A 25,356-nucleotide genomic window follows, 5' to 3' on the forward strand; every position below is an offset into this window, starting at 1 on the left:
TCAAATTATCGAGGTACCCTCTTCTTTTCTATTATTTATTTTACTACATATTTCTTAATTGTCTCGATAAGATTTTCAATATTTATTTCCAATGTTTCCCCTGTCTTACGAACTTTTACCTCGACGATGCCTTCACTAGCACGTTTTCCGACAGTGAGTCGTAGTGGCAGTCCGATTAAATCTGAATCTGCAAATTTTACACCAGGTCGTTCAATACGATCATCGAATAAAACGTCATAGCCGCTTTCCTGTAGGGCAACATATAAAGATTCAGAGAGAGCTTTTTGTTCTTCATTCTTTATATTTACAGGAATTAAGTGAAGATCATATGGTGCTAAATTCTCAGGCCAAATTAGACCATTTTCATCATTTGATTGCTCTGCAACAGCAGAAAGAGTTCTAGATACACCGATACCATAGCAGCCCATGATCATTGGCTGTGATCTTCCATTTTCATCGAGGAAGGTTGCACCCATCGCTTCACTATAACGTGTACCAAGTTTAAAGATATGACCAACTTCGATACCTTCTGCAAAGACAATCGTACCTTGCCCATCAGGTGATGGATCCCCTTCTTGAATAAAACGAAGGTCCGCAAATTGAATTCCTGCAAAATCACGGTCTGGGTTCACATTTATAAAATGATAGTTCTCTTCGTTTGCACCACAAACACCATTAACAACTGATGCCACTGCATGGTCCGCAATTACAGTGATTTCCTTTGTTACATTAATTGGTCCTAAAGAACCAACTGTACAGCCCATAATCCGTTCAGTATCTTCAGTACTTGCTAATTCGACAGTTGTAGCTTCTAACAGGTTTTTCACTTTTATATCATTTACTTCATGGTCACCACGAGCTAACACAAGAACAAATTTTTCGTCCACCTCAAAAAGAAGTGATTTAATACATTTATCCTTTGAAACGTCAAGGAAAGCAGCCACATCATCAATTGTTTTCTTCCCAATTGTTTCTACTTTTTCTAGCTCTTTTGCTGGCTCATCGCTTTTGGGATATTCCATGACAACTGGTGCCATTTCAATATTTGCCGCAAATGAAGAAGTATCAGAATACGCAATTGTGTCCTCTCCAACTTTCGATAGAACCATGAATTCGTGGGTATCTTTACCACCCATTGCACCAGAGTCTGCAATAACGGCACGGAAGTTAAGTCCACAACGTGCAAAAACATTTGAATAGGCGGTATACATTTTTTCATATACATCATCTAGGCTTTCTTGATCAGCATGGAATGAATATGCATCCTTCATAATGAATTCTCGACCACGTAGGAGCCCGAAACGAGGTCTTTTTTCATCACGGAATTTTGTTTGAATTTGATAAAGTGTAATCGGTAGTCTTTTATATGATTTAATTTCATCACGAACAAGACTAGTAATGACTTCTTCATGTGTTGGACCTAATACGAAATCACGCTGATGGCGATCATGAAGACGCATGAGTTCCGGACCGTACGAATACCAGCGTCCAGATTCCTGCCAGAGCTCTGCAGCTGTTAAAGCTGGCATAAGGAGTTCCGCAGCACCCGCACGCTCCATTTCTTCACGGACAATGGTTTCGATTTTTTGTAAAACTCGTCTTGCTAATGGAAGATAACTATAAACCCCACTTGCATTTTGTCTAATAAAACCTGCACGAATTAGAAGCTTGTGACTTTTGATTTCGGCATCAGCTGGTACTTCTCGTAGTGTAGGTATAAGCGTCATACTTTGTTTCATATCTTGCACCTCGTTTTATTGAACTTCAATTTATAAAAAGAATCGTTGAATATCATTCCAGGTAACAACCAACATTAGAAGCATTAGTAAGGCAAATCCAATAAAATGAACCATACCTTCTTTTTGCTTATCAATTGGTTTTCCACGTACAGCTTCCAACGCAAAGAATACTAATCGTCCACCATCAAGAGCTGGCAGTGGTAAAAGGTTCACAATTCCTAAGTTAATGCTAAGGATAGCAGCCCATTTCATTACATAGAAGATTCCAGATTGAACAACTGTATCGGTCGAAACATATATTCCAACTGGCCCAGATAACATGTCAATCGAAAATTGACCTGTAATAAGCTTTCCTAGGCCTAGTAAAATTTCCTTTGTCCACATAAAGGTTTCCAAGACACCATATTTCAAGGATGGCAAAACGGATTTCTCAACTGGACCATAAACACCTATGACCCCAATTGTTTCATTCTCAAGCTGCTGAGCTTTAGGGGTTACGGAAATTTCATGAAGGCTACCGTTACGTTCGACCACAAAGCCGATTTCTTCTTCGGGATGAGAGCGAATGATATTTACAATATCATTCCAGGTTGATACTTGTTCATTATCAATCTCGCGAACAAGATCACCTTCATGGAGCCCAGCTCGAAGTGCTGCTCCATCTTCAGTTAATTTTCCAAGGATTGGTTTATCAACCGGAGTTCCTTGTAGTAAGCCGATTACAATTAAAATAATAAAAGCTAGTACAAAATTCATTGCGGGACCAGCAGCAATTGCCAATGTACGTTGCATTAATGTTTTAGAAGCAAATTGGCGATTATAAGGAGCGATTTGCGTTTCTTGTCCATCCATGACAAAAAAAGCAGTCTCACTAACCTCAAATCTTTTTAGAACCTCATCTTCTCCATCTTCATATCCAGTAATAAATAAGTGATGCTCTAAGTCAGCTTCCTCAACCTCAATTACCTTTAAATCAGGATATTTATCCTTATTATTTAAAACAATTTTATCGACTTTCCCATCTTTATTTAATAACAACCCGATGTTATGACCTGGTTTAATTTCAACCATTTCTGGGTCTTCGCCAGCCATTCTAACATATCCGCCAATCGGAAGGAGACGAATGGTATAAAGTGTTTCATTTTTTCTAAAGGTAAATACCTTTGGTCCCATCCCAATTGCAAATTCACGACAAAGAATACCGGCTCGCTTAGCTAATACGAGATGTCCCCACTCATGAAAAAATACAAGTGCACCAAATATAATGATAAAGGCTATCACAGTCTCCACATATTTAACCACCTTTTGTTAGATTAAGCCAAAAGCGCTAAGCGTACCCGCTAATGGGCTAAAAGCACAAGACGAAAGCTGACGGAAGGCACTTTTTTCCTTCAGAAGCTATTGACTTATGACCTCGAGCCGATGGCGCCTGAAGCTAGACGTATACAACTATTTCCTATCTACCAAGTCACGAACAAATACTCGTGTTTGTTGATCTACTTGTTGGATGATATCCAAACTTGGATTTTGGATGGTATCGTGTTTTTCCAATGCTTCTTCTATGATTTCCTCAATTTCTAAGAATGAGATTTTACCATTTAAAAATCCTGACACCGCCTCTTCATTTGCAGCATTTAATACAGTTGGAAGAGTCCCACCTGTTTTACCCGCATGAAAAGCAAATCCAAGGCATCTAAATCTGTCAAAATCCGGCTTTGAAAAATGTAGTTTTCCTATTTCCCAAAGTCGTAATCTCTCCTTAGATGCAGGCATTGGATAACGATCTGGATATGAAAAGGCATATTGAATGGGAACCCTCATATCTGGTGTTCCAAGTTGTGCGATAACACTGCTATCATGAAACTCAACCATGGAATGAATAATGCTTTCTTTATGAAGAAGAACATCAATTTGTTCATATGGAAGATTAAACAGCCAATGAGCTTCAATCACTTCTAATCCTTTGTTCATCATGGTTGCTGAATCAATTGTAATTTTAGCACCCATTGACCAGTTCGGGTGATTAAGTGCATCTTCAATCGTAACATCCTTAAGCTCATCACGAGTTCGATCACGGAAACTACCCCCTGAAGCAGTCAAAATGAGTTTCTCCACATTCTTTTCATTTTCACCCTGTAGGCATTGAAAGATAGCAGAGTGCTCACTATCTACTGGTAATATGTCTACGCCATGTCTCTTTACGGCATCCATAACAAGGTGCCCTGCAGTAACGAGAGTTTCCTTGTTGGCAAGCGCAATTGTTTTTTTGGCTTCAATTGCTTTTAAAGTTGGTAATAATCCTACGCTCCCAACTACAGCATTGAGTAAGATTGTTGCTTCATCGTATGTTGCAACCTCAATTAAACCTTCATCACCATATACAAACTGAATATCACTAGAAAACTCACTTTTCAATAATTCACATGTTTCTTTTGTTTTTACAGAAACAAGTTTCGGTGAAAACTTATGTATAATTTCACGCCCTAAGGTCACATTACCCCCTAAAGACATAGCAACAAGCTTTAACTTTTCCGGATGCTGCTCGATCACATCCAATGTTTGTTGCCCAATGGAGCCCGTAGCCCCTAATAAACTAATTTTCTTCACAAACTCACTCCCAATACAAAACCACTACTGAATAATAGCACTTAAGAAATATAGAATCGGTAGAATGAAAATCATGCTATCAAAACGGTCTAAGATTCCGCCATGACCTGGTAGCAATGTCCCCGAATCTTTCACATTATAATGTCTCTTTAACGCGGATTCTACTAAATCCCCTATTTGTCCAAAAACAGACACAAACAAAGTCACAATTATAAGTGATAAGAAGGAATCAAATAAATCTGTGATTAAGTTAAATACAAACGCAAAAACGATAGCCGTAACAATTCCACCTAAAAAGCCCTCAATTGTCTTATTTGGGCTAATTTCTGGCCAGAGTTTCTTGTTACCCAGCTTTCTCCCAACAAAATAAGCCCCAGAATCAGTAGTCCAAATAACAACGAATGCATAAAATATATATGCTAATCCCATCGCTCTTATTTCAATCATATAATAAAAACCAAAACCTATATAGAGTGCTGCAAGGATAACTAGTCCAGCATCGTCAAAATTGAAACTATTTTTAGATATTACCGTATACGTTAAGATCAATAAAACGATCAGAAGGACTATTTCGATTTTCGTAAATTGAAGAGTTGTAAATAAATCATTATATTGATTTGGGATTAAAATAACCCATAACAATATGATAGAAATTAAGCCTGGGATAGATGCAATTTTAATTTGCTTCATCCGTAAAAGCTCAAAAATAGCTATAGCACCCATTAAATAAACTAAAATGGTAAACGGGATGCCTCCAATAATCACAATCGGTAGAAAGATTGCTGCTGCAATTATTGCGGTAATAATTCTTTGTTTCATCGTATCATTCCTTTTTCAAATGCGATTGGGTCTTATACTCCCCCAAATCGCCGACCTCTCTTTTGATATGCGTGGATGGCCTCTAATAAATGCTGCTCTTTAAAATCAGGCCATAACACATCTGTAAACCAAAATTCAGTATATGCAAGCTGCCAGAGCATAAAATTACTTAATCGTATTTCCCCACTAGTACGGATTAATAAATCCGGATCTTGTAATCCAGCACTCATTAAATATTGGTCAAATACATTCTCGTCTATTTTTTTATGTAGGTTTCCCTCTTGATAGTCCAAAAGAATGTGATTTACAGCATCTAAAATTTCTGCACGACCACCATAATTAAGTGCGAAGTTTAATACTAAGCCGGTATTGTGCTTCGTATCATTTACAGCTTTATCTACCGCTTTTTGAGTATGCGCAGGAATTGCTTCTTTATTCCCCATAATACGAACCTGAACGTTTTCCTCAATCAACTCAGGTAGAAAGGTTCCCAAAAATTCTTGGGGAAGTCTTAATAAATAATTAACCTCATCCTCTGGACGCTTCCAGTTCTCTGTTGAAAACGCGTAAACTGTTAAAGTCTTTACTCCAAGTCTGCTGGCAAGCTTGGTCACTCTTTTAACTACTTTCATTCCTTCATGGTGACCAGCAGTTCGGGGCAATGAACGTTTTTTGGCCCATCTCCCGTTACCATCCATTATAATCGCTATGTGATTAGGAATTGACCCTTTTACTATTTCTTCTTCTGAAATAGAAACTGGCTTTTTTTTCGTTTTCTTAAATTTTTCAAACATTCACAAGTCCTCCAACACCCGAATCAAATACGCCTTGGTGTTTTTGCACCCAGACCAGTTTCATTTTACCATTTTTGTATCGGTCAAGGTAACTAATTAGTAGTCAGTATTAACAAAAAAACCCCCTGTAAACGTTAGAGGGTCTTTTTACAATATATTGTACATTGAAATGGATTAGACTTCCATGATTTCTTTTTCTTTTTCTTTTGCAATGGAGTCAATCTTATTAATAGATTCGTCCGTGATTTTTTGAACATCATCTGTTAGGGTGCGTAATTCGTCTTCAGTAATTTCGCCATTTTTCTCAAGCTTTTTCAATTCATCGTTCCCATCACGACGAACGTTACGAACGGCAACTTTAGATTCTTCCGCATATTTCTTAACAAGCTTCACCAACTCACGACGTCTTTCCTCTGTAAGTGGTGGGATTGAAATACGAATAATAGACCCATCATTAGTTGGATTTAAGCCTAGATCAGCCTTTTGAATCGCTTTTTCCATATCCCCTAAAACAGACTTGTCATATGGTTGGATAACAAGCATTCTAGCTTCCGGTACATTGATAGATGCAAGCTGATTTAAAGGCGTTGGTGCACCATAGTAATCAACTGAAACCTTATCAAGGATCGCTGGGTTCGCTCTACCAGCTCTAACAGTTGCTAGTTCACGAGACAATGCTTGGACTGCTTTAGACATTTTATCTTTCACTTGATTTAATGTGTTATTTGCCATAAAGTTATTTCCCCCTTACAATTGTTCCGATATTTTCTCCTTGAACGGCACGTTTAATATTGCCTTCTTCCATAATTGAAAAAACAATTAACGGAATATCATTGTCCATGCAAAGTGAAGATGCAGTGGAATCCATGACAGCTAATCCTTCTTTTATAACATCGAGATAGGATAATGTGTCATATTTAACAGCTGTTTTATCTTTTGATGGATCTGCATTATAGACACCGTCTACATTGTTTTTAGCCATTAAGATAACCTCTGCTTCGATTTCAGCAGCACGTAGAGCGGCAGTTGTATCTGTTGAGAAATAAGGATTTCCTGTACCTGCTGCAAAAATAACAACTCGTTTCTTTTCAAGATGACGAATTGCCTTTCTTCTTATGTATGGCTCAGCGACTTGACGCATTTCAATAGATGTTTGGACGCGAGTTTGAATCCCTTGATTCTCTAGGCTATCTTGTAAAGCTAAGGAATTCATTACAGTTGCAAGCATTCCCATATAGTCAGCATTTGCACGGTCCATCCCCATCTCACTGCCAATCTTACCTCTCCAAATATTTCCGCCACCGACAACTACAGCAACTTCGACGCCAAGTTCAGCAACTTCCTTCACTTGTTTTGCTACAGACTGGATTACAGATGGATTTATGCCAAATCCCTGCTCACCCGCTAATGCTTCTCCACTTAATTTTAACACTACACGTTTATATTTGGCACCACTCATCGAATAAAAAACCTCCATCTTTTAAGAAAAGTACAAGGCGCCCGCCTATCGGCGACGAGCATAAGACGAGCGCTTCTGAAGGTGCGTTTTACCTTCAGAAGCGATTGACTTAGACCAGAGAGCCGATGGCGCCTTGTGCTAGACACAAAAAAAGTACTAGCACCTTTTAATGGCGCAATACTAAACATTTCAAAAAGAGGGAACACATAACGTGTTCCCTGTTTTCTTTTTACTTCTTCACTTGGCTCATTACTTCTTCAGCAAAGTTATCTTGACGTTTCTCGATTCCTTCACCAACTTCGTAACGAACAAAGCTCTTCACTGTAGCACCTTTAGATTCAACAAACTTACGAACTTTTTGATCTGGGTCTTTAACGAAGCTTTGGTCAAGAAGACAGATATCTTCGAAGAACTTACCAAGACGTCCTTCAACCATTTTCGCTACGATATTTTCTGGTTTACCTTCGTTTAATGCTTGTTGTGTTAACACTTCACGCTCATGTTCAACTTCTTCAGAAGAAACTTGATCGCGTGATACATATTTAGGATTTACAGCTGCTACGTGCATTGCTACATCCTTTGCAACATCAGCGTCTGTAGTACCACCTAAAACAGCTAGAACGCCAATACGTCCACCCATGTGAAGGTAAGCACCAAATACATCACCGTCTTCTTTTGTAGCAACTTCGAAACGACGAAGTGAAAGCTTTTCTCCGATTTTTGCGATTGCTGCATTAATATATTCAGAAACAGTTGAACCGTTGTCCATCTTTTGTTCTAATGCTTCTTCAACATTAGCTGGCTTTTTCGCTAAAAGATGAGCACCTAATTCTTTTACTAACGTTTGGAAACCTTCGTTTTTTGCAACGAAATCAGTTTCAGAGTTTACTTCTAAAATAACTGCTTCATTACCTGAAACTTCAATAGAAGTTAAACCTTCAGCAGCGATACGGTCACCTTTTTTCGCAGCTTTTGCAATACCTTTTTCACGAAGGTAGTCAATTGCTTTGTCCATATCACCATCAGTTTCTGTAAGAGCCTTTTTACAGTCCATCATACCTGCTCCAGTTTTTTCACGGAGCTCTTTTACCATTTGTGCAGTAACTGCCATTATGTTTTCCTCCTTATTTGCCACTATGTACTTGAACGAATTTAAATTCTTTAGACATTCTGTTTCTATTATGACTTAAAAACGGCAAAAATATATAGTTCTTAAAAAAGGTGATAAAAGGCATAACCCTCTTATCACCTTTCGCTCATTAAGCAGATGTTTCTTCACCTTGTTTAGCTTCTAGGATAGCGTCTGCCATTTTTCCTGTTAAAAGCTTAACCGCGCGAATTGCATCATCGTTTGCAGGGATTACATAATCAATTTCATCTGGATCACAGTTTGTATCAACGATACCTACGATTGGGATGTTTAATTTATGAGCTTCTGCAACCGCAATGCGCTCTTTACGAGGGTCGATGATGAATAATGCATCTGGTAATTGCTTCATATCTTTAATTCCGCCTAAGAATTTTTCAAGACGTTCTAACTCTTTTTTAAGTTGAACAACTTCTTTCTTAGGTAACACATCAAAAGTACCGTCTTCTTGCATTTTTTCAATGTCTTTAAGACGTTTGATACGCTTTTGAATTGTTTCAAAGTTTGTTAAAGTACCACCTAACCAACGTTGGTTAACAAAGTACATTCCAGAACGCTCAGCTTCTTCTTTAACAGAATCTTGAGCTTGCTTTTTTGTACCAACAAAAAGCATTGTTCCACCGTTGCCTGCTAATTCCTTAACGAAATTATAAGCTTCTTCAACCTTCTTAACAGTTTTTTGAAGGTCAATGATATAGATTCCGTTACGCTCTGTAAAGATGTAACGCTTCATTTTTGGGTTCCAACGGCGAGTTTGGTGACCGAAGTGAACACCAGCTTCAAGCAATTGCTTCATAGAAATTACTGACATGGATAAATCCTCCTAATGGTTTTTTTTCCTCCGTTCATATCATCTTTAAGCAAAACTGTATGAACAGCACCAATGCTTAAATCTATGAACGTGTGTGATAACACCAAAAATTAATATAACACAATCAAAATCCGTGGGTCAAGAAAAATTAGTGGTTTTGACGAAATTTGTGTAAAAGTTCGATTTCAGTCTTCCCCTTATGTAGTTTTTTTGCAATCTCTTCATAAGAAAGACCTAGGTTAATAAGATGTTCGATGTCTCTAACAATGTTGTCTTTATTATTATCATCTTTTTCTTGTGTATCTTGTTTTTTTTCATTTTCTAAAATAGTAACCTGTTCCACGTCCTCCTTATTTGAAAATGAAGGTAGAAGGTCATGAAGGTCATCCGTGGTCAATTCCGGCTCTCTAATATGGATTGATTTCTTATCGTTTTCTTCTGCTTGTTCATGTTTCATATCTTTGATTCTATTTAAAAAAACTTCATTTTCTTCTTTAATTTCCATCACATATGATGTGATCACACTTTCAAATTCCTTGAGTAAGCGTTCCTGTTTCATTTCAACATCTTTTAGTTGCGTTATCTTAAGGTATAAAAGAATGATTAAAAAAAAGGCAACTGCAAGTAACGCAAAGCTAAGAATAAATAATATGGTTGTCATTCAGTTCCCTCTATCCTACAATATCAATAAAATTTCCCTTGTATGGATGTTGCTCTTTCTCTTCTTGCTCAGTATGTTTTGTTTTATCTGAAGGCTGTTTTGAAAAAGCGTTTGATGATGCATCCTTATGTATGTGTGCGTTTTCAGATTTGTTGTTTTCGTTGACTTTTGTTCGGTTTCTTTTCTCCATTTTCTCATTTTCCGCAGTGATGTGGTCTTGCATATGCTGTCCACGGTTTATTACTTGTTCCTGGATTTTTCCTGCATCTTGAATTCTTGGAATCGCAACTTGTAATTCAACTAATTTTAGACTCAATGATGATCACTTCTTCCAATTTTTATTTTTCAGAATAGATGTCTATTGAAATCTCTTTATTAACTAGTTGCGCTTTTACATGGTGAAAGAGTTGGTTTATGATTCTTTTATATTTACCAAATTGGATATAGACATTCGGATACAGATTACCGGCAGCTATTATATATGTAGATTCTTTCTTCTGTTTTGAAGAAAGTTCTACAAATTCTAATTCAAGTAACGCTAGTTTTTTTGTTAGCTCCGTTTGTGTGAGTTTGTCTCTCTTGAGAAGTAAAACTTCATCCTCTGTTAAATTGGATGTCCTTTTGTATTTTTCCGATAATTTCTGCAGTATTAGTAAAACTTTTTGAAGTTGGGCTTTTGTTACGTCGATTTCTGTACGAATCCTTTTTTCTTCTTCACTATAACGTTCAGTTGCTCCAATTTGTATCTCAGTTTTTGTATGTAAAGCGTTTCCGATGTCCTTCGCCGCTACATGATTCCCTGCTGATATTAGACCTCCAATGATACTCCCAGTTATGGCATGAACATTTTCTTTCGCAAAACAGACACTATGTAAAATTGAACCTGTTGTTTCGATATTTTTTCCTGCATATACTTGACATTGATTCAAATAGGCTGCAATAATATCCCCCTGGGCACGAATCGATGCTTTGGCAAATCCAACTATCCCGCCAGATATAAAAATGGACCCTCCAGCCTCTAATTGTGCGCCTTCAACAATGCCATATATAGAGATGTCACCACCAGCTTTTACTACATAATCGCTAGGCACATCCCCTCTAATTGTTACATTCCCAACGAAGTCAATATTTCCGGTTTTTAGATTTAAATCTCCATCTACTTCAAAAACAGGGAGAACGTTGATCTTTTTATCAGTTAGGCTAATTTGTCCGTCTATTGAGGCATAAAGCTTTCCATTTGTCTCCACAATGTTTTTACCAACCATGGGTGGATTTGGTTTTCCATTTGCGGCTGCAATGGGATGTCCTAATACATTTCTTCCTGGAATCCCGGGCTTACTTGGATAAATGGTAGCAACTAACTGTCCCGCTCTAACGGACGGTATTTGCCTTACATTTCGAAAATTTAATACCTCGTTCGTTTGAATATCGTGTTTGTTTTCGACAATTTCAAGCTTTAAAAAACCATCTTCATCTTTTTTAGGAGCCTCGCCCTCTGCAATTAATAAGGGGAAAAACATGTCATTCATATTCGAAATCATATTCGAAATGACATCTCGTTTTATTCCAAACGAAATCCCATGTTTAGACAGTAAAGAATAGACGTCAGACTCTTCAATTTGAAGAGGTGTAGAATCTCTAATGACATTTACATGTACAGTTAATTTATCCTTGGATACTAATAATTCTAATTCTGACACAATCCTCCCGCCTTTTTGATGTCCTATTTTTAATGGATGTGTTTTTGTAAGATATCCCTTAGTTTAAAGAGGGCCTTTGAGTGAATTTGTGATATTCTTGATGTCGATAACCCCATAACCTGTCCAATTTCAGTTAATGTAAGCTCTTCTTTATAAAATAAACTTATAATCAACTGCTCTTTTTCATTTAACTGTTGGATAACATTCATTAATTGATCGAGTATTTCTTTTTTAACAACATGTTCTTCTGGTGTTAAGGTCCCATGATCCTTTATCGTAAAGGCTGATTTTTCACTACCCTCATCATCATGTTGATGATCGTCCATGGAAAGTACATTTGCAAAGAAGCCTTCATTCATTGTTTGATAAACATCTTCTTCACTCATCTCGACCTCAGCAGCGATTTCTGGAATTGTTACATTCCGCATCAGCTTTTGTTCTAGCTTTTCGATAGCAGCCTCGACCTTTTTTGCTTTTTCTCTTGAACTCCTAGGTAACCAATCTTCCTTTCTGAGCCCATCTAATATGGCTCCTCGAATTCGAAAGGAAGCATATGTATCAAATTTTAAGTCACGAGAAGGATCGAATTTTTCCAGAGCATCATATAACCCAATCATTCCAAGACTTTTTAAATCATCTTTATTCACACTTTTCGGTAGTGTAACTGAGATTCGCTGTACATGGTATGAGACGAGCGGCATGTATTTTCTAACAAGCGCATCCCCTGCATTTGGGTCTCGTGAGTCGGTCCATTTCTGCCAATATTCCCCTTGATCAGTTGATGATAAACTGGACATTCTACTCCTCCTTTTCGTTCATTTTAGAAACTTTATTTTAACCTACTTAAATTTCCTTAATCCCTTTGTTGACTGTGCGGATTTTTAAAATGGTAGTCACTGGATCAAATTCAATCGTTCGACCATTGCTCCCTCCAACATCTGATGCCACAAGACTGATATTTAAGCGCTTTAGCTCAGCCTCCACTGCTTCAATGTTGCGTGGACCAATTCTCATAATATCACTGCCAGATTTAAATTGAAACATTTGGGCTCCACCAGCAATTTTGGCTTTTAGACTCTTTTCTCGACCGCCGATTCCAGTAATTTTATAAATTAGCTCCTCAATTGCAGTATCTGCATATTTGGCAATGTTGATGTTTCCTGCTTTTGTCGATACCGAACTTGGTAACATGATATGGGCTAGTCCTGCTACCTTTTTTGCTTGATCATAAATGACGACACCCACACAGGAACCTAATCCAGAGGTGCGGATTAAGTCAGGTGCAGTAATAACATTCATGTCAGCTATCCCTACTTTAATGACTTGAGAAGAGTCAATCATGAATTTGAACTCCCAAGGCAGTGAAGATTTTTTCGAATGAATCTGGATCTGGCAACAGCAAAAAATGCCCATTTATATTGTTGTTATCAGGATTTTCATTTTCTTTAATTTCTGTTTCAATGACAATCGCAAAATCACTTACCTGGGAAAGTTCCAATAAGCCATAGCCAATAATGGCACCTACCATATCGATTGAAAAACCTGGAACGGAAGGATACAAATTCAACCCGGTAAAATCTGATAATGATGTAAGATAGGAGCCTGACAAAATATTTCCAACCTCTTGAAACGCTGATATCCCCATTTCGTTTTGGGAGTCACTTTCAAAAGAGAAGCTTTTATCACCGATAACATCCTGAATTAGTGAAGTTGCTTGTGGAAGCTGTAAAATAAAAAACATATTTCCGGTTAAATCCCCTTCAATACGCAGGAAAATGCCCGCAACAATATTTTCAGCCCCACCTGCAAACTCCATCATTTCATCAAACGAAACGATCCTGACATTAGGCACTTGCATATCAATTTTTCGATGTAATAGCTTTGACAAAGCAGTAGCAGAGTGTCCTGCCCCAATATTACCAATCTCTTTTAAAATATCTAAATGTGTGGAATTAATACGTTGGAAAAATGACATATCGATTACCCTTCCATCTTTTCCCTTACGATATCTGGATTAAGCACCTTGTCTAAATTTAATAAAATAAGCAGCCTTTTCTCTAATTTTGCTACTCCTTCTAAGTATTCCACCTCGACACTACCTACAATCTCTGGTGGGGGCTCAATTGTGTCAACTGGAATATCCATAACGTCATTTGCCGTATCAACAATTAATCCAACTTCAACTTCATCGGTCGCAACAATTATAATCCTTGTACTGTCCGTATACTCGGTTTCCGCCATTCCAAAGCGTGTTCTTAAATCAATTATGGGAGTTACAACCCCTCTTAAATTAATTACCCCCTTTACAAAAGGTGCTGTTCTAGGCACACGAGTAATGTGCTGCACTTTTTCAATAGAACGCACCTGGGAAACCGGGATTCCGTATTCCTCATCATGGAGTGAAAATATAATTACTTTTAACACAGCTGCTTGTTCAGTCATGTTTCCTCCTCCTTTAACCTACAAAAAATTCATTTAATTAATGCATTACAATCGACAATTAGAGCTACTTGGCCATCACCTAGGATGGTTGCTCCAGAAATCGCAAACACACTTGATAAGTAATTTCCTAACGACTTCAACACAATCTCTTGTTGGCCAATGAACGAATCAACAATGAGTCCTGCTGATTTATCAGCTTTTTTAACAATGACAACAGAAAGGTACTCATCCTCATCTGTAGTAGCAGGTACTTCAAAGATATCCTTCAAGTTTACTAACGGCACAACCTTGCCTCTAAAATCTATTACTTTTTGATTATGGGCATGAAGAATCTCACTTCTTTTGATAATTGCCGTTTCGATAATAGAAGAAAGTGGTATTGCATATTTTTCATTTTGAACTTCAACGAGCATAACAGATATGATAGATAATGTTAATGGTAACTGAATTGAAAAAACAGATCCTTTTCCCATCGTAGATCGAATCGTAATTGAGCCTCCAAGTGATTCGATTGTATTCTTTACAACATCTAGCCCAACCCCACGGCCAGAAACATCCGATATTTTTTCAGCAGTTGAAAAACCGGAAGAGAAAATAAAATCAAATACTTGGCTATCGGTTAAGGTCTCTGCTGATTTCGCTGTAATAAGCCCTTTGTTTATCGCTTTTTGAATGATTTTATCGCGACTAATACCAGCACCATCATCCTCAATTTCAATAAAGACATGATTTCCACTGTGATAGGCACGTAAAATAACAGTGCCTTCTTCTTGTTTTCCTTTTTGTAGCCGGATTTCCGGTGTTTCGATCCCATGATCTAGTGCATTACGTAAAAGATGTACAAGTGGATCACCGATTTCATCAATAACTGTCCGATCTAATTCCGTTTCCGCGCCAATAATTTGAAGGTCTATTTTTTTATGCAAATCCTTCGCTAATTGGCGTACCATACGTGGGAAACGATTAAAAACTGTTTCAACAGGAACCATCCGCATTGTAAGGATAATGTTTTGTAAATCTCCTGAAATTCTAGACATTCTTTCTACCGTTTCATTTAACTCAGAATGATTTAGGTCACGAGAGATTTGCTCTAAACGCCCTCTATCTATGACTAGTTCTTCAAATAAATTCATAAGAATATCAAGCCGTTCAATATTGACCCTTATAGTCTTATGATTACCACCATGCTTACTACTTGATTTAGCAGGATGTTGGTCTTCTTTTTCAACTTTCGATTGTTCATCCCGATCAGCTAGAGTAGGGGCAACTTCTGCCTGAGCCTGAATTTGTTCTTGAGCAACAGCCTTCAATGAATCAAGTTGGACATCTAGCACGGTTACTCTATCAATTTCAGATACTTTCATAATACGTTTTTCAATATTTTCGGCTATTTCGGTTGATACTAGGGTTACAGTAAACTCACTTTGAAATTGCTCTTCCTCCAACTGATCTACTGAAGGAATGGATTTAATTATTTCACCGACCTGTTCAAGGACCTCAAAAACCATAAATACACGAGCCGCCTTTAATAAACAATCCTCTCTAAGAACAATTGAGATTTCATAACAATTAAATCCTTGTTCTTTTGATTGTTGGATGACTGTTAATTCAAAATCATCATAGTTAGACTTTACCGCTGCATCTTCGGTTTTTGGCTCAACAGTGACAGGTGTTTCATTATCCTCAATTTCTTCTCCACTTTCGATTTTCTTCAATAAAAACACGACATCTGAAACATCTTTTTTCCCGTCGCCTCCGTCAGCAATCGAAAAAATCATTTCTTCCAGATAATCTACTGCTTTAAAAACAATATCTAAAAGTGATGGTGTTACGGTAATTTTCATATTTCGAATGCCATCTAGCACATTTTCCATTTGGTGAGTGAGGCTAGCTAAATCATCATATCCCATTGTCGCTGACATTCCCTTTAATGTATGGGCCGAGCGGAAAATTTCATTGACGATTGAAATATTTTCAGGTTCTTTTTCCAATTCTAATAAATGCTCATTACAAGCCTGGAGATGCTCTTTACTTTCTTCAATAAAGACTTCTAAATATTGATCCATTTCCATCAAACAACACCCCTTTACTTATGTAAGGCTAATTATGGTATCCGTTATATCCTCTAATTTTTCAACTCTATCGACTAAATGTGTCTCGATTGCCGACTTCGGCATTCCAAAAACAATTGAAGTTTCTTGCGATTCTGCAATGGCAACAGCTTGTCCAGATTCTTTTAATTTTTTCAAGCCACAGGACCCATCTGTTCCCATGCCAGTCATTATAACGGATATTTTTTGAATACCTTTGATTTCACTTATTGATTCAAACAGCACATCAACAGATGGTCTATGTCCATTTCTAATTTCGCTCTCATCAATATTCACAGCTAGTGAAGTGCCGATCCTTTTTATTTTCATGTGATGACCACCAGGTGCGATATAAGCTATTCCTGCCTTCAAAACGTCACCATTCTCAGCTTCTTTAACGGTAATTTCACATAAACTATTAAGTCTAGTAGCTAAGGATTTCGTAAAACCCGCCGGCATATGTTGAACAATAACAATTGGTGCAGGATAATTTTTAGGAAATCTGGGGAGAACCTGCTGTAAGGCTCTTGGTCCCCCAGTAGAAGTACCAATACAAACGATTTTTTTAATACTTCTATTTGAGTCTAGTTCTATTTTACTATATTCTACGTTTCTACTTGTATTATTTTCTTGTATTTTCAATGGCTTTTTTAACAAGGCCATATTTACTCTTCCTGCTTGTAGTACTTTTGTCACAATTTCGTTCTTAATAATATGAAGATCAATGGATATTGGACCTGATGGTTTTTGAATAAAATCGACAGCGCCATTTTGAATCGCTAGTAATGTGTTCTCTGCTCCTTCTTTCGTTGTGCTTGAGAGCATCACAACTGGTCGTGGACTTTCATTCATAATCCGCTGTAAAGCTTCAATTCCATTCATTTCAGGCATCTCAATATCTAAAGTTACAACATCTGGATTGAATTTTTTAATTTTATCCAATGCATCCAATCCGTTTCTTGCAGTTCCAACAACATGAATCCTTGAATCTTCCTGAAGAAAATTGGAAATGAGTTTCCTCATGAATGCCGAATCATCTACAATAAGAACATTAATTTTTTCCATTTTAAAGCTCCTATCTACCACGTACGAAAAAACGCTGTAACTTTGATATGAAGGAAATATCTTGTTTCTTTTCTTCCCTTTGTTCATTATTTTCATCAAGATATTTTTTGCAAATATCAAGCAAGTTTTTGCTTATTAAAGCTTTTGGTGCATATAGCAAAAATGGTTCTTGGTGACTCACAGCTTTTTGAACTGCTTTATCATCAAGTAAAACTCCTAATAGGTTGACTTCCTTTACTAAAAACTGCAACACCACTTGCTTTAATCTTTTAAGGGTTTGCATCCCTTCTGACTCATTTTCAGCACGATTAACAATAAGGTACAAAGGAATAGATTGATCAAACAAACAGATATATTTCATTGCTGAATAAGCATCTGTAATTGCGGTTGGTTCTGAAGTTGTTATAACAAAAATTTCATCCATCGCCAAAAGGAATTTTACATTTTCCTCTGTCATTCCTGCACCCATATCAAAAATAACGTAGTCATAATCATTGAGTATGAATTGCAATTGCTCAATTAAATATTCTGTTTTGTCTTCATCAAGCTTAAACAAATTCGGCAACCCATTCCCACCTGCAATATAATCAATGCCTTCCGGTCCCTTGATGAGCAATTCTTTCATGGTAAGATTCTTTTCAAATAAATCAACAATTGAATGATGGGCGGTAATCCCCATCAAAATGTCAATATTCCCCATTCCGATATCCATGTCAAAAAGCAACACCTTCTTACCAAATCTAGAAAGGGCAATAGAAAAGTTCAGGGAGAGGTTAGATTTTCCAACGCCACCTTTTCCACTGATTACAGCTATTGTCTTCGGTTGTTCTTGTTCGTTATTCATAGATGCTAGTTTTTTACGAAGAGCTGTAGCCTGGTCTATCATGATTCATCGACTCCAAGGATAGTATTAACGATTAAAGAAGGAGATGCAATGACAATGTCATCGGGTACATTTTGTCCATTCGTTAAATAGGCAACACCAATGCCAGAATTAACTATTAAATTCACCATTGCTCCATAGTTTGCCGTTTCATCCACTTTTGTAAAAATAAATTTAGATATCTTTATTTTGGAAAATTGTTCATAAATCACGTTCATATCCGTTATTTTCGATGTTAAAGAGAGAACTAATAACGTCTCCATATCATTTGAAAAATGGATTAATTGATTTAAATCATCAATATATTTTTCGTTCCGGAAGTTTCTACCTGCTGTATCAATGAAAACAACATCATACTCTTTATAGGCTTCCTTTGCTTTTTTAAAATCCTCAAAGGAATAACAAACTTCAACAGGTGCCCCTAAAATTTTTGCATATGTTTTCAATTGTTCAATGGCTGCAATCCGAAACGTATCGGTTGTAATAAATGCAATTTTCTTTTTATCTTTTAACATACAGTCGGCTGCAATTTTAGCAATGGTTGTCGTTTTTCCAACTCCAGTAGGGCCGACTACATTAATATATTTTTTTTGATAAGTTAAACCACCGTAATCAACGTTCGATATTTTTGAAATGATATATTTTTTTGTCCAATTTTGAACCTCTTCAAATGAAGCATTCTCAGACGCCAGATACCATTTTTCAAGTAGACTAGACATGATTTCTTTTCGAATCAATGGATCAATTTCTTGTTGAATTAACAATTGATTCATTTTCTGAAGATGTCCAGTATATGGGCTAATATCAGAGGATAAGTCCTTCATAGCTGCTTTTAATTCTTGAATTTCTTTTAGAAGATCTGGAGCAGGGCTATGAGTTTCCTTTGCGTCGTATTTAGTAAATGGTTCACGAACAATAGGTTGTTGTGATTCAATTCGTTTGCTGTTAACCGGAATTTTTCGTTCCTTTTCTTTAAGTTGCACCATTTGTTTTCTGGGTGCCTCTGGGTCTACAGCAGCAATTACTTCAAAATTCTTTTTTCGAAAAAGTCCGAAAAAACCTTGTGTTTGAACAATCTTTGAGTTTAAAATGACCGCTTCACTACCTAATTCTGTACGAATCATTTTCATCGCTTCCGGCATAGAAGGCGCAATATATTTTTTTACCTTCAATCTATATTCACCACCCCAACACTTTGAACTTCCACATTAGCTTCTAGCTCGTTATAGGAAAGGACAGGAACCTGTGGAAAATATCGTTCTATTAATTGCCTTACATACATTCTAACAGCAGGAGAACATAAAAGAATCGGTGTCTGCTCTTGGATACTAACAGTTTCAATTTGCTTAGCAATCGATTCAATGATTGATTGTGACACACTTGGGTCAATGGATAAATAATTTCCATGCTCTGTTTGTTGAACACCATCTGCGACGAATTTTTCAACTCTGCCGGAAAGAGTTACAACCTTCATTGTCTCTCCTTGTACGATGTATTGGTTTGTAATTTGTCTAGCAAGAGATTGTCTTACATATTCAGTTAATAAATCCGTATCGGTTGTCATTCGGCCAAAATCAGCTAACGTTTCAAAAATAATCGGCAGGTTTCGAATTGAAACATTTTCTTTTAATAATTTTGCTAGTACCTTCTGTACATCTCCAACCGATAGTGGATTTGGTGTTACTTCATCCACTAAAATTGGGTATGATTCCTTTAAATGATCAATTAACTGCTTCGTTTCTTGTCTACCGAGTAATTCATGAGCATTTCTTCTGATGACCTCCGTAATATGTGTAGATACAACAGATGGTGGGTCAACTACTGTAAACCCAAGCATTTCAGCTTGGTCCTTCATATCCTCAGAAATCCATTTAGCCGGAAGACCAAATGATGGCTCAATCGTATCAATCCCTTCAATCGAATCATCTTCATAGCCCGGGCTCATCGCCAAGTAATGGTCAAGCAATAGTTCCCCTCTTGCCATTTCACTTCCCTTTATTTTCAAGCGGTACTCATTGGGTTGCAATTGTATATTATCCCTAATTCTAACGACCGGTATTACTAAACCTAACTCAATTGCCAATTGTCTACGGATCATAACAATTCGATCTAAAATATCCCCACCTTGGTTTGTGTCGGCTAAAGGAATTAAGCCATAACCAAACTCAAACTCAATTGGATCTACATTTAACAAATTCACAACACTTTCAGGACTTTTTAAGTCCTCAACCTGTACTTCTTCTTCCGTATCTGGCTCAAGCTGAATCTCTTGATCCTTATTTTTGGAAATCATAAAGCCACCAATCGCTAAAAAGCTTGATATGGATATGGTTAATAAATCATGAATCGGTGTAAACAATCCTAACAGGAAAATGGTACCCGCAGTTACATACAGCATTTTAGGATAAGCAAATAATTGCTTTGTAATATCTGTTCCTAAATTTCCTTCTGATGCAGCACGTGTAACGACAATCCCTGTTGCAGTAGAAATTAATAAGGCTGGAATCTGACTAACGAGTCCATCCCCTATTGTTAATAGTGTAAATTTAGAAAGTGATTCTTGGAAGCCTAACCCATGTTGCGTCATTCCAATGATAAATCCAAATAATAAGTTAATAAGGACAATAATGATACCAGCAATGGCATCCCCTTTTACGAACTTACTCGCTCCGTCCATCGCCCCATAAAAGTCAGCCTCTCTGCTTACCTTATCACGACGTTCTCGGGCTTGGGTTTCAGAAATCATCCCTGCATTTAAATCAGCATCAATACTCATTTGCTTACCTGGCATTGCATCTAAAGTAAAACGTGCAGCCACTTCTGAAACACGTTCTGACCCTTTTGTAATAACAATAAATTGAATAACAACGAGGATTAAGAAAACGACGAATCCAACGACAATATTTCCCCCAACAACGAAGGTACCAAAGGTATGAACAACTCCCCCAGCATCCCCAGTAGAAAGAATCGATCTTGTTGTTGAAACATTTAGCCCTAATCGAAATAGGGTTAGAAGAAGTAATAATGATGGAAAGATTGAAAATTGAAGTGGTTCTTGCATATTCATTGAAGTTAAGAGGACCAAGAGTGCAAGAGAAATATTGATGATAATTAAGATACTCAACATCCAAGATGGAAACGGAATAATAAGCATCGCAACTATTAAGATTACACTTAGTAAAACGGATAAATCTCTTGCTTTCATTGTTTTTCTCTCCTTTAAGTCAAAAAGCACAAGTGATGATGAGAAGGTTTAAAAACTTTCAAAGGGTTTAAACCTTCTCTTTTAAGCGGTATACATAGGCAAGAATTTCAGCTACCGCTTTAAAATAATCTTCAGGAATCGCATCCCCGATATCTGTCCCTGCGTAAAGAGCCCTTGCAAGTGGTCTGTTTTCAATGGTTGTAATTTCATGTTCTTTAGCAATTTCCTTAATTCGCTGAGCTATAAAATCAACACCCTTAGCAACCACGAACGGTGCATCCATTTTTGCCTCGTCATATTTCAGAGCGACAGCATAATGTGTTGGGTTTGTAATGATAACATCGGCCTTTGGCACTTCCTGCATCATACGGCTCATTGCCATTTCACGCTGTTTTTGCTTGATTTTGGATTTGATTAGTGGATCCCCTTCAGTCTTCTTAAATTCGTCTTTAATATCTTGCTTTGACATCCTTATGTTTTTTTCATAATCAAAACGTTGATAAAGATAATCTAAAAAAGACAAAAATAAAAGTGCCCCACCAGCAAACAGTCCCATTTGGACGGTCAGTTTTGCCAGAACAATGAGTGCAGCCCCGACAGTTTTTTGTGATAAGGACAAGATATCCTCCAAACGAAACCAAAGAATTGAAAAAGTCACGGCACCAACTATGACAATTTTTAAGATGGATTTAATCATTTCAACAAGCGCACGAATCGAATAAATACGTTTGAATCCTTGTATCGGATCAAGTTTATTTAGCTTCATTTGAATCGCTTCTGGTGAAAATAAAAAACCAACTTGCATAAGGTTTGCTGCTATTCCAGCAATAAGCGCTACTACCATGATTGGTGCTAAAATTATCGCAGCTTCTATAGTTAACTCGATAAAAATTTCTTGTACGCTCTGTTCAGTCGGTGTAATTGATAAATAATAACTGAATGAATGTTTTAAAAACGTCATTATCCGATCAAAAATAAATCCTCCAAAAACAAGGAGAGTAAAAAAGATAGATAGCAATAAGATGGCCGTATTTACATCCGCACTTTTTGCAACTTGTCCTTTTTTCCTCGTTTCTTGACGTTTTTTAGGAGTGGCTTTTTCTGTTTTTTCACCTGCAAAAAATTGTAGGTTTAAACGAACAAAATACATCTAGCTTCCTCCTAAAAGTTCCATTAATCCTCGCATCGTGTACAACATATTGTCTACTAGCTTTCCGACCAGCATGAAGATCATTGACATCGCGATTAACATGACAACAAAACTAACTCCAATTTTTAATGGCAGTCCCACGACAAAAACATTTAACTGTGGAACGGTTCTTGCGACAATTCCTAAGGCAATATCCACTAAAAACAAAGCGCCAACGACTGGCATGGACATTTGAAATCCAATTATAAACATGGTGCTAAAAGCCCTTAAAACAAACTCCACCACATTTTCATTTCCAAAAGGAAGTGTCGCTTGTTCCATTGGAATAAATGAATAGCTATAAAAAATTCCGTCTAATAAAAGATGGTGACCATTAATAGCTAGTAAAAAGAGAAGTGAAAAAGTATATAAGTATTGACCCATTAACGGACTTTGTGCTCCAGTTTGGGGATCGATTACATTGGCAATGGCAAACCCCATCTGAAAATCAATAAAACCTCCTGCAATTTGGATTGCAGCAAAAATCATATAGGCAACTAAACCAATTAAAAGTCCGACCATGGCCTCTTTAAAAATCAGCATGATAAAATTACCATCAATTTGAAGAATCGGCTTTTCCATGGATAGGAACATAATCCAAGAAATAAAAAATGCAATGCCGATCCGATGAGTAGCGGGCAGAGTTCGATACGAAAACAACGGCATCGTCACAAAAAAGCTGGTTACTCTAACTAAAACCAGCAAAAACGCAGGAAAATAGGTATAAACCTCTGTCATTTTTTCAACCTACAAATCTCGTCAAATTACTAAAAATATCATGGGTATACGCAAGCATCTTAGAAAGCATCCAAGGTCCAAAGAATACCAAGCCAACAAGTACAGCAATGATTTTAGGTATAAAAGCCAAGGTTTGTTCCTGAATTTGTGTTGTTGCCTGGAACACACTCACAATAAGCCCGACGACGAGTGCAACCAATAAAAGTGGACCACAAATCATCAATGTCGTATATACACCTTTTTCTGCCAATGAAATGACTACTTCAGGATTCAACACGGTTCACCTACTTCTAGAAGGTCTGTAATAAGGATTTAACGATCAAATACCATCCATCCACAAGAACAAATAAGAGTATTTTGAATGGCAAGGAAATCATAACTGGCGGAAGCATCATCATCCCCATTGACATGAGGATACTGGCAACAACCATATCAATCACAAGAAATGGAATAAAAATCATAAATCCGATTTGAAATGCTGTTTTTAGTTCACTTATTGCAAAGGCTGGAACTAAAGCAGTTAAAGGGATATCTTGAATCGTCTCAGGTCTGTCTGCTCCAGAATAACTTAAAAATAACTCCAAGTCCTTTTGGCGAGTATGTACACTCATAAATTCCTTAAACGGTACAGCGGCCCGAGTATAGGCTTCCTCTAAATTAATTTCTTCATTAAATAACGGAGTTAAAGCTTGTTCATTCACTTCACTAAATGTTGGTGCCATCACAAAAAAAGTTAAAAACAAGGCTAGTCCAATTAAAACCTGATTAGGAGGCATTTGCTGTGTACCTAATGATGTTCTAACAAATGAAAGCACCACAATAATTCTTGTAAAGCTCGTCATTAAAATTAAAATACCAGGTCCAACTGAAAGAACAGTTAGTAGGAGAAGAAGCTTAACTGATGTCGAAACATTTTCAGGGGCACTAGTATTAAAAATTTCCATAAATTCATTCATTCTTTGCTAGACTCCTTATTTTCAAGTTGCTCGACAATCTTCTTTCTCCCTTGTTTTAACTCGGTTAATTGTTTTTGCAGAATCGAGGAAAAAAGAGCCTTATCCTTGTCCTTTGCTGATTTTCTTTTTTCAAGAAAACGATTAATAATATCTTGTGGTTGAATCATGGATTCTAATGACGAATTATGCTGTTCAAGTATTTCATTTATTTCATCTGTATCTTCGATTTCCTTTAGAAGCTGAATGGAATCTCCAACTCCCACAACTAAAATCCGTTCCCCAACCTTTACAATTTGAATCGAGCGGTTCGTTCCAAGACTGGTTCCACCAAGGTTTTCAATAAACTTATGCTGGTTAAACATACGATTTCTTTTATTTACAAATTTTAATAAAAAATAAATAAGTGCAAGAACAAATAAAGTCGTAAAAATCATTTTAAAAAAATCGCCAGCAGTTAAATCACTAGTAGGTTGTGTAAGTTCTGGGACATCACTCTCTTGATCAGGCTTTTCTTGGTTTTCTGGATTGTACTGGTTGTAAACATTTTTATCAATTTGACCATCTTCTGCTTGAACAGGAAAAGTGACAAGCAAGGTATGAAAGAAAATGATGGCTATAAAGACTTTTTTTATATGTTTCACTATGTTGCCACTCTCCTGTTAGTAAAAATTAATCCCATTAATACATTTAGCTTAAAGTTTTACTGATTGCTTCAATTACTCGGTCTGCTTGAAATGGCTTTACAATAAAATCCTTTGCTCCCGCTTGGATTGCATCAATGACCATCGCCTGTTGTCCCATTGCTGAACACATAATTACCTTTGCATTTGGATTCATTTTTTTGATTTCTTTCAGTGCTGTAATCCCATCCATTTCAGGCATTGTAATGTCCATTGTTACAAGGTCTGGTTGGTGTTCTTTATATTTTTCAACCGCCTGCGCTCCATCTGCTGCCTCTGCAACAACCTCATAACCATTTTTAGTTAGAATATCCTTTATCATCATTCTCATAAATGCTGCATCATCTACAATAAGAATTTTATGTGCCATT

The 25,356-nt window shown here is 37.0% G+C and carries 27 protein-coding genes; all 27 read right to left on the bottom strand.

Annotation, left to right across the window (positions count from 1 at the left end):
- Positions 1–35 precede the first annotated feature (35 nt).
- Entirely contained in the window at positions 36–1,739 is a 1,704-nt protein-coding gene (locus tag DZB84_RS01895) for a proline--tRNA ligase (RefSeq protein ID WP_116350550.1), read from the bottom strand.
- A 30-nt stretch (positions 1,740–1,769) separates the two neighbouring features.
- Entirely contained in the window at positions 1,770–3,029 is a 1,260-nt protein-coding gene (rseP, locus tag DZB84_RS01900) for an RIP metalloprotease RseP (protein ID WP_116350551.1), read from the bottom strand.
- Positions 3,030–3,188: 159 nt separating this feature from the next.
- Positions 3,189–4,346 (bottom strand): 1-deoxy-D-xylulose-5-phosphate reductoisomerase, encoded by a 1,158-nt coding sequence (locus DZB84_RS01905; RefSeq protein WP_116350552.1) that lies wholly within the window; start codon positions 4,344–4,346, stop codon positions 3,189–3,191.
- A 24-nt stretch (positions 4,347–4,370) separates the two neighbouring features.
- Positions 4,371–5,165 (bottom strand): phosphatidate cytidylyltransferase, encoded by a 795-nt coding sequence (locus tag DZB84_RS01910; protein ID WP_116350553.1) that lies wholly within the window; start codon positions 5,163–5,165, stop codon positions 4,371–4,373.
- Positions 5,166–5,197: 32 nt separating this feature from the next.
- Complete coding sequence (uppS, locus tag DZB84_RS01915) at positions 5,198–5,959, bottom strand: undecaprenyl pyrophosphate synthase (RefSeq protein WP_116350554.1); 762 nt, start codon at positions 5,957–5,959, stop codon at positions 5,198–5,200.
- Between the two features lie 174 nt (positions 5,960–6,133).
- Positions 6,134–6,691: a ribosome recycling factor gene (gene frr / locus DZB84_RS01920; protein ID WP_116350555.1), complete on the bottom strand. Its 558-nt coding sequence runs from the start codon at positions 6,689–6,691 to the stop codon at positions 6,134–6,136.
- Between the two features lie 4 nt (positions 6,692–6,695).
- Complete coding sequence (gene pyrH / locus DZB84_RS01925) at positions 6,696–7,418, bottom strand: UMP kinase (protein WP_116350556.1); 723 nt, start codon at positions 7,416–7,418, stop codon at positions 6,696–6,698.
- 229 nt (positions 7,419–7,647) lie between these two features.
- The gene (tsf, locus tag DZB84_RS01930) at positions 7,648–8,529 is read right to left on the bottom strand and encodes a translation elongation factor Ts (protein ID WP_116350557.1); all 882 of its coding nucleotides are present in this window, start codon (positions 8,527–8,529) and stop codon (positions 7,648–7,650) included.
- A 148-nt stretch (positions 8,530–8,677) separates the two neighbouring features.
- The gene (gene rpsB / locus DZB84_RS01935; protein ID WP_010282364.1) at positions 8,678–9,376 is read right to left on the bottom strand and encodes a 30S ribosomal protein S2; all 699 of its coding nucleotides are present in this window, start codon (positions 9,374–9,376) and stop codon (positions 8,678–8,680) included.
- A 148-nt stretch (positions 9,377–9,524) separates the two neighbouring features.
- A complete protein-coding gene (locus tag DZB84_RS01940) occupies positions 9,525–10,037 on the bottom strand; it encodes a hypothetical protein (RefSeq protein ID WP_116350558.1) in 513 nt (170 codons plus the stop codon).
- Between the two features lie 10 nt (positions 10,038–10,047).
- A complete protein-coding gene (locus DZB84_RS01945) occupies positions 10,048–10,353 on the bottom strand; it encodes a hypothetical protein (protein WP_116350559.1) in 306 nt (101 codons plus the stop codon).
- 22 nt (positions 10,354–10,375) lie between these two features.
- Complete coding sequence (locus DZB84_RS01950) at positions 10,376–11,737, bottom strand: flagellar assembly protein A (RefSeq protein WP_189655115.1); 1,362 nt, start codon at positions 11,735–11,737, stop codon at positions 10,376–10,378.
- A gap of 29 nt (positions 11,738–11,766) precedes the next feature.
- The gene (locus tag DZB84_RS01955) at positions 11,767–12,534 is read right to left on the bottom strand and encodes a FliA/WhiG family RNA polymerase sigma factor (protein WP_116350561.1); all 768 of its coding nucleotides are present in this window, start codon (positions 12,532–12,534) and stop codon (positions 11,767–11,769) included.
- 46 nt (positions 12,535–12,580) lie between these two features.
- Complete coding sequence (locus DZB84_RS01960) at positions 12,581–13,078, bottom strand: chemotaxis protein CheD (protein ID WP_116350562.1); 498 nt, start codon at positions 13,076–13,078, stop codon at positions 12,581–12,583.
- A complete protein-coding gene (locus DZB84_RS01965) occupies positions 13,071–13,712 on the bottom strand; it encodes a chemotaxis protein CheC (protein ID WP_116350563.1) in 642 nt (213 codons plus the stop codon). Before DZB84_RS01965 ends, DZB84_RS01960 begins: the two co-directional genes overlap by 8 nt.
- A 5-nt stretch (positions 13,713–13,717) precedes the next feature.
- On the bottom strand, positions 13,718–14,179 hold the full coding sequence (locus DZB84_RS01970) for a chemotaxis protein CheW (protein WP_116350564.1): 462 nt from the start codon (positions 14,177–14,179) through the stop codon (positions 13,718–13,720).
- Between the two features lie 29 nt (positions 14,180–14,208).
- Complete coding sequence (locus tag DZB84_RS01975; RefSeq protein WP_116350565.1) at positions 14,209–16,251, bottom strand: chemotaxis protein CheA; 2,043 nt, start codon at positions 16,249–16,251, stop codon at positions 14,209–14,211.
- An 18-nt stretch (positions 16,252–16,269) separates the two neighbouring features.
- The gene (locus DZB84_RS01980) at positions 16,270–17,334 is read right to left on the bottom strand and encodes a protein-glutamate methylesterase/protein-glutamine glutaminase (RefSeq protein WP_116350566.1); all 1,065 of its coding nucleotides are present in this window, start codon (positions 17,332–17,334) and stop codon (positions 16,270–16,272) included.
- Positions 17,335–17,344: 10 nt separating this feature from the next.
- Positions 17,345–18,220, bottom strand: a complete 876-nt coding sequence (locus DZB84_RS01985; RefSeq protein ID WP_116350567.1) for a MinD/ParA family protein — start codon at positions 18,218–18,220, stop codon at positions 17,345–17,347.
- On the bottom strand, positions 18,217–19,389 hold the full coding sequence (flhF, locus tag DZB84_RS01990) for a flagellar biosynthesis GTPase FlhF (RefSeq protein WP_116350568.1): 1,173 nt from the start codon (positions 19,387–19,389) through the stop codon (positions 18,217–18,219). Before flhF ends, DZB84_RS01985 begins: the two co-directional genes overlap by 4 nt.
- Positions 19,386–21,422 carry a flagellar biosynthesis protein FlhA gene (gene flhA / locus DZB84_RS01995; protein WP_116350569.1) on the bottom strand — a complete coding sequence of 679 codons (2,037 nt, stop codon included), beginning with the start codon at positions 21,420–21,422 and terminating at the stop codon, positions 19,386–19,388. Before flhA ends, flhF begins: the two co-directional genes overlap by 4 nt.
- Before the next feature lie 67 nt (positions 21,423–21,489).
- A complete protein-coding gene (flhB, locus tag DZB84_RS02000; protein ID WP_116350570.1) occupies positions 21,490–22,572 on the bottom strand; it encodes a flagellar biosynthesis protein FlhB in 1,083 nt (360 codons plus the stop codon).
- On the bottom strand, positions 22,573–23,349 hold the full coding sequence (fliR, locus tag DZB84_RS02005) for a flagellar biosynthetic protein FliR (RefSeq protein ID WP_116350571.1): 777 nt from the start codon (positions 23,347–23,349) through the stop codon (positions 22,573–22,575).
- A 4-nt stretch (positions 23,350–23,353) separates the two neighbouring features.
- On the bottom strand, positions 23,354–23,623 hold the full coding sequence (gene fliQ, locus DZB84_RS02010) for a flagellar biosynthesis protein FliQ (RefSeq protein ID WP_116350572.1): 270 nt from the start codon (positions 23,621–23,623) through the stop codon (positions 23,354–23,356).
- A gap of 16 nt (positions 23,624–23,639) precedes the next feature.
- Positions 23,640–24,305: a flagellar type III secretion system pore protein FliP gene (fliP, locus tag DZB84_RS02015; RefSeq protein WP_116350573.1), complete on the bottom strand. Its 666-nt coding sequence runs from the start codon at positions 24,303–24,305 to the stop codon at positions 23,640–23,642.
- Complete coding sequence (gene fliO, locus DZB84_RS02020; RefSeq protein WP_116350574.1) at positions 24,302–24,946, bottom strand: flagellar biosynthetic protein FliO; 645 nt, start codon at positions 24,944–24,946, stop codon at positions 24,302–24,304. The genes fliP and fliO overlap by 4 nt, the downstream gene beginning before the upstream one ends.
- A 46-nt stretch (positions 24,947–24,992) precedes the next feature.
- On the bottom strand, positions 24,993–25,355 hold the full coding sequence (gene cheY / locus DZB84_RS02025; protein ID WP_116350575.1) for a chemotaxis protein CheY: 363 nt from the start codon (positions 25,353–25,355) through the stop codon (positions 24,993–24,995).
- Position 25,356 lies beyond the last annotated feature (1 nt).

It is taken from the genome of Bacillus sp. HNG, from assembly GCF_003400205.1.
In the GTDB taxonomy this organism is placed as follows: Bacteria; Bacillota; Bacilli; order Bacillales; family Bacillaceae_L; genus Ferdinandcohnia.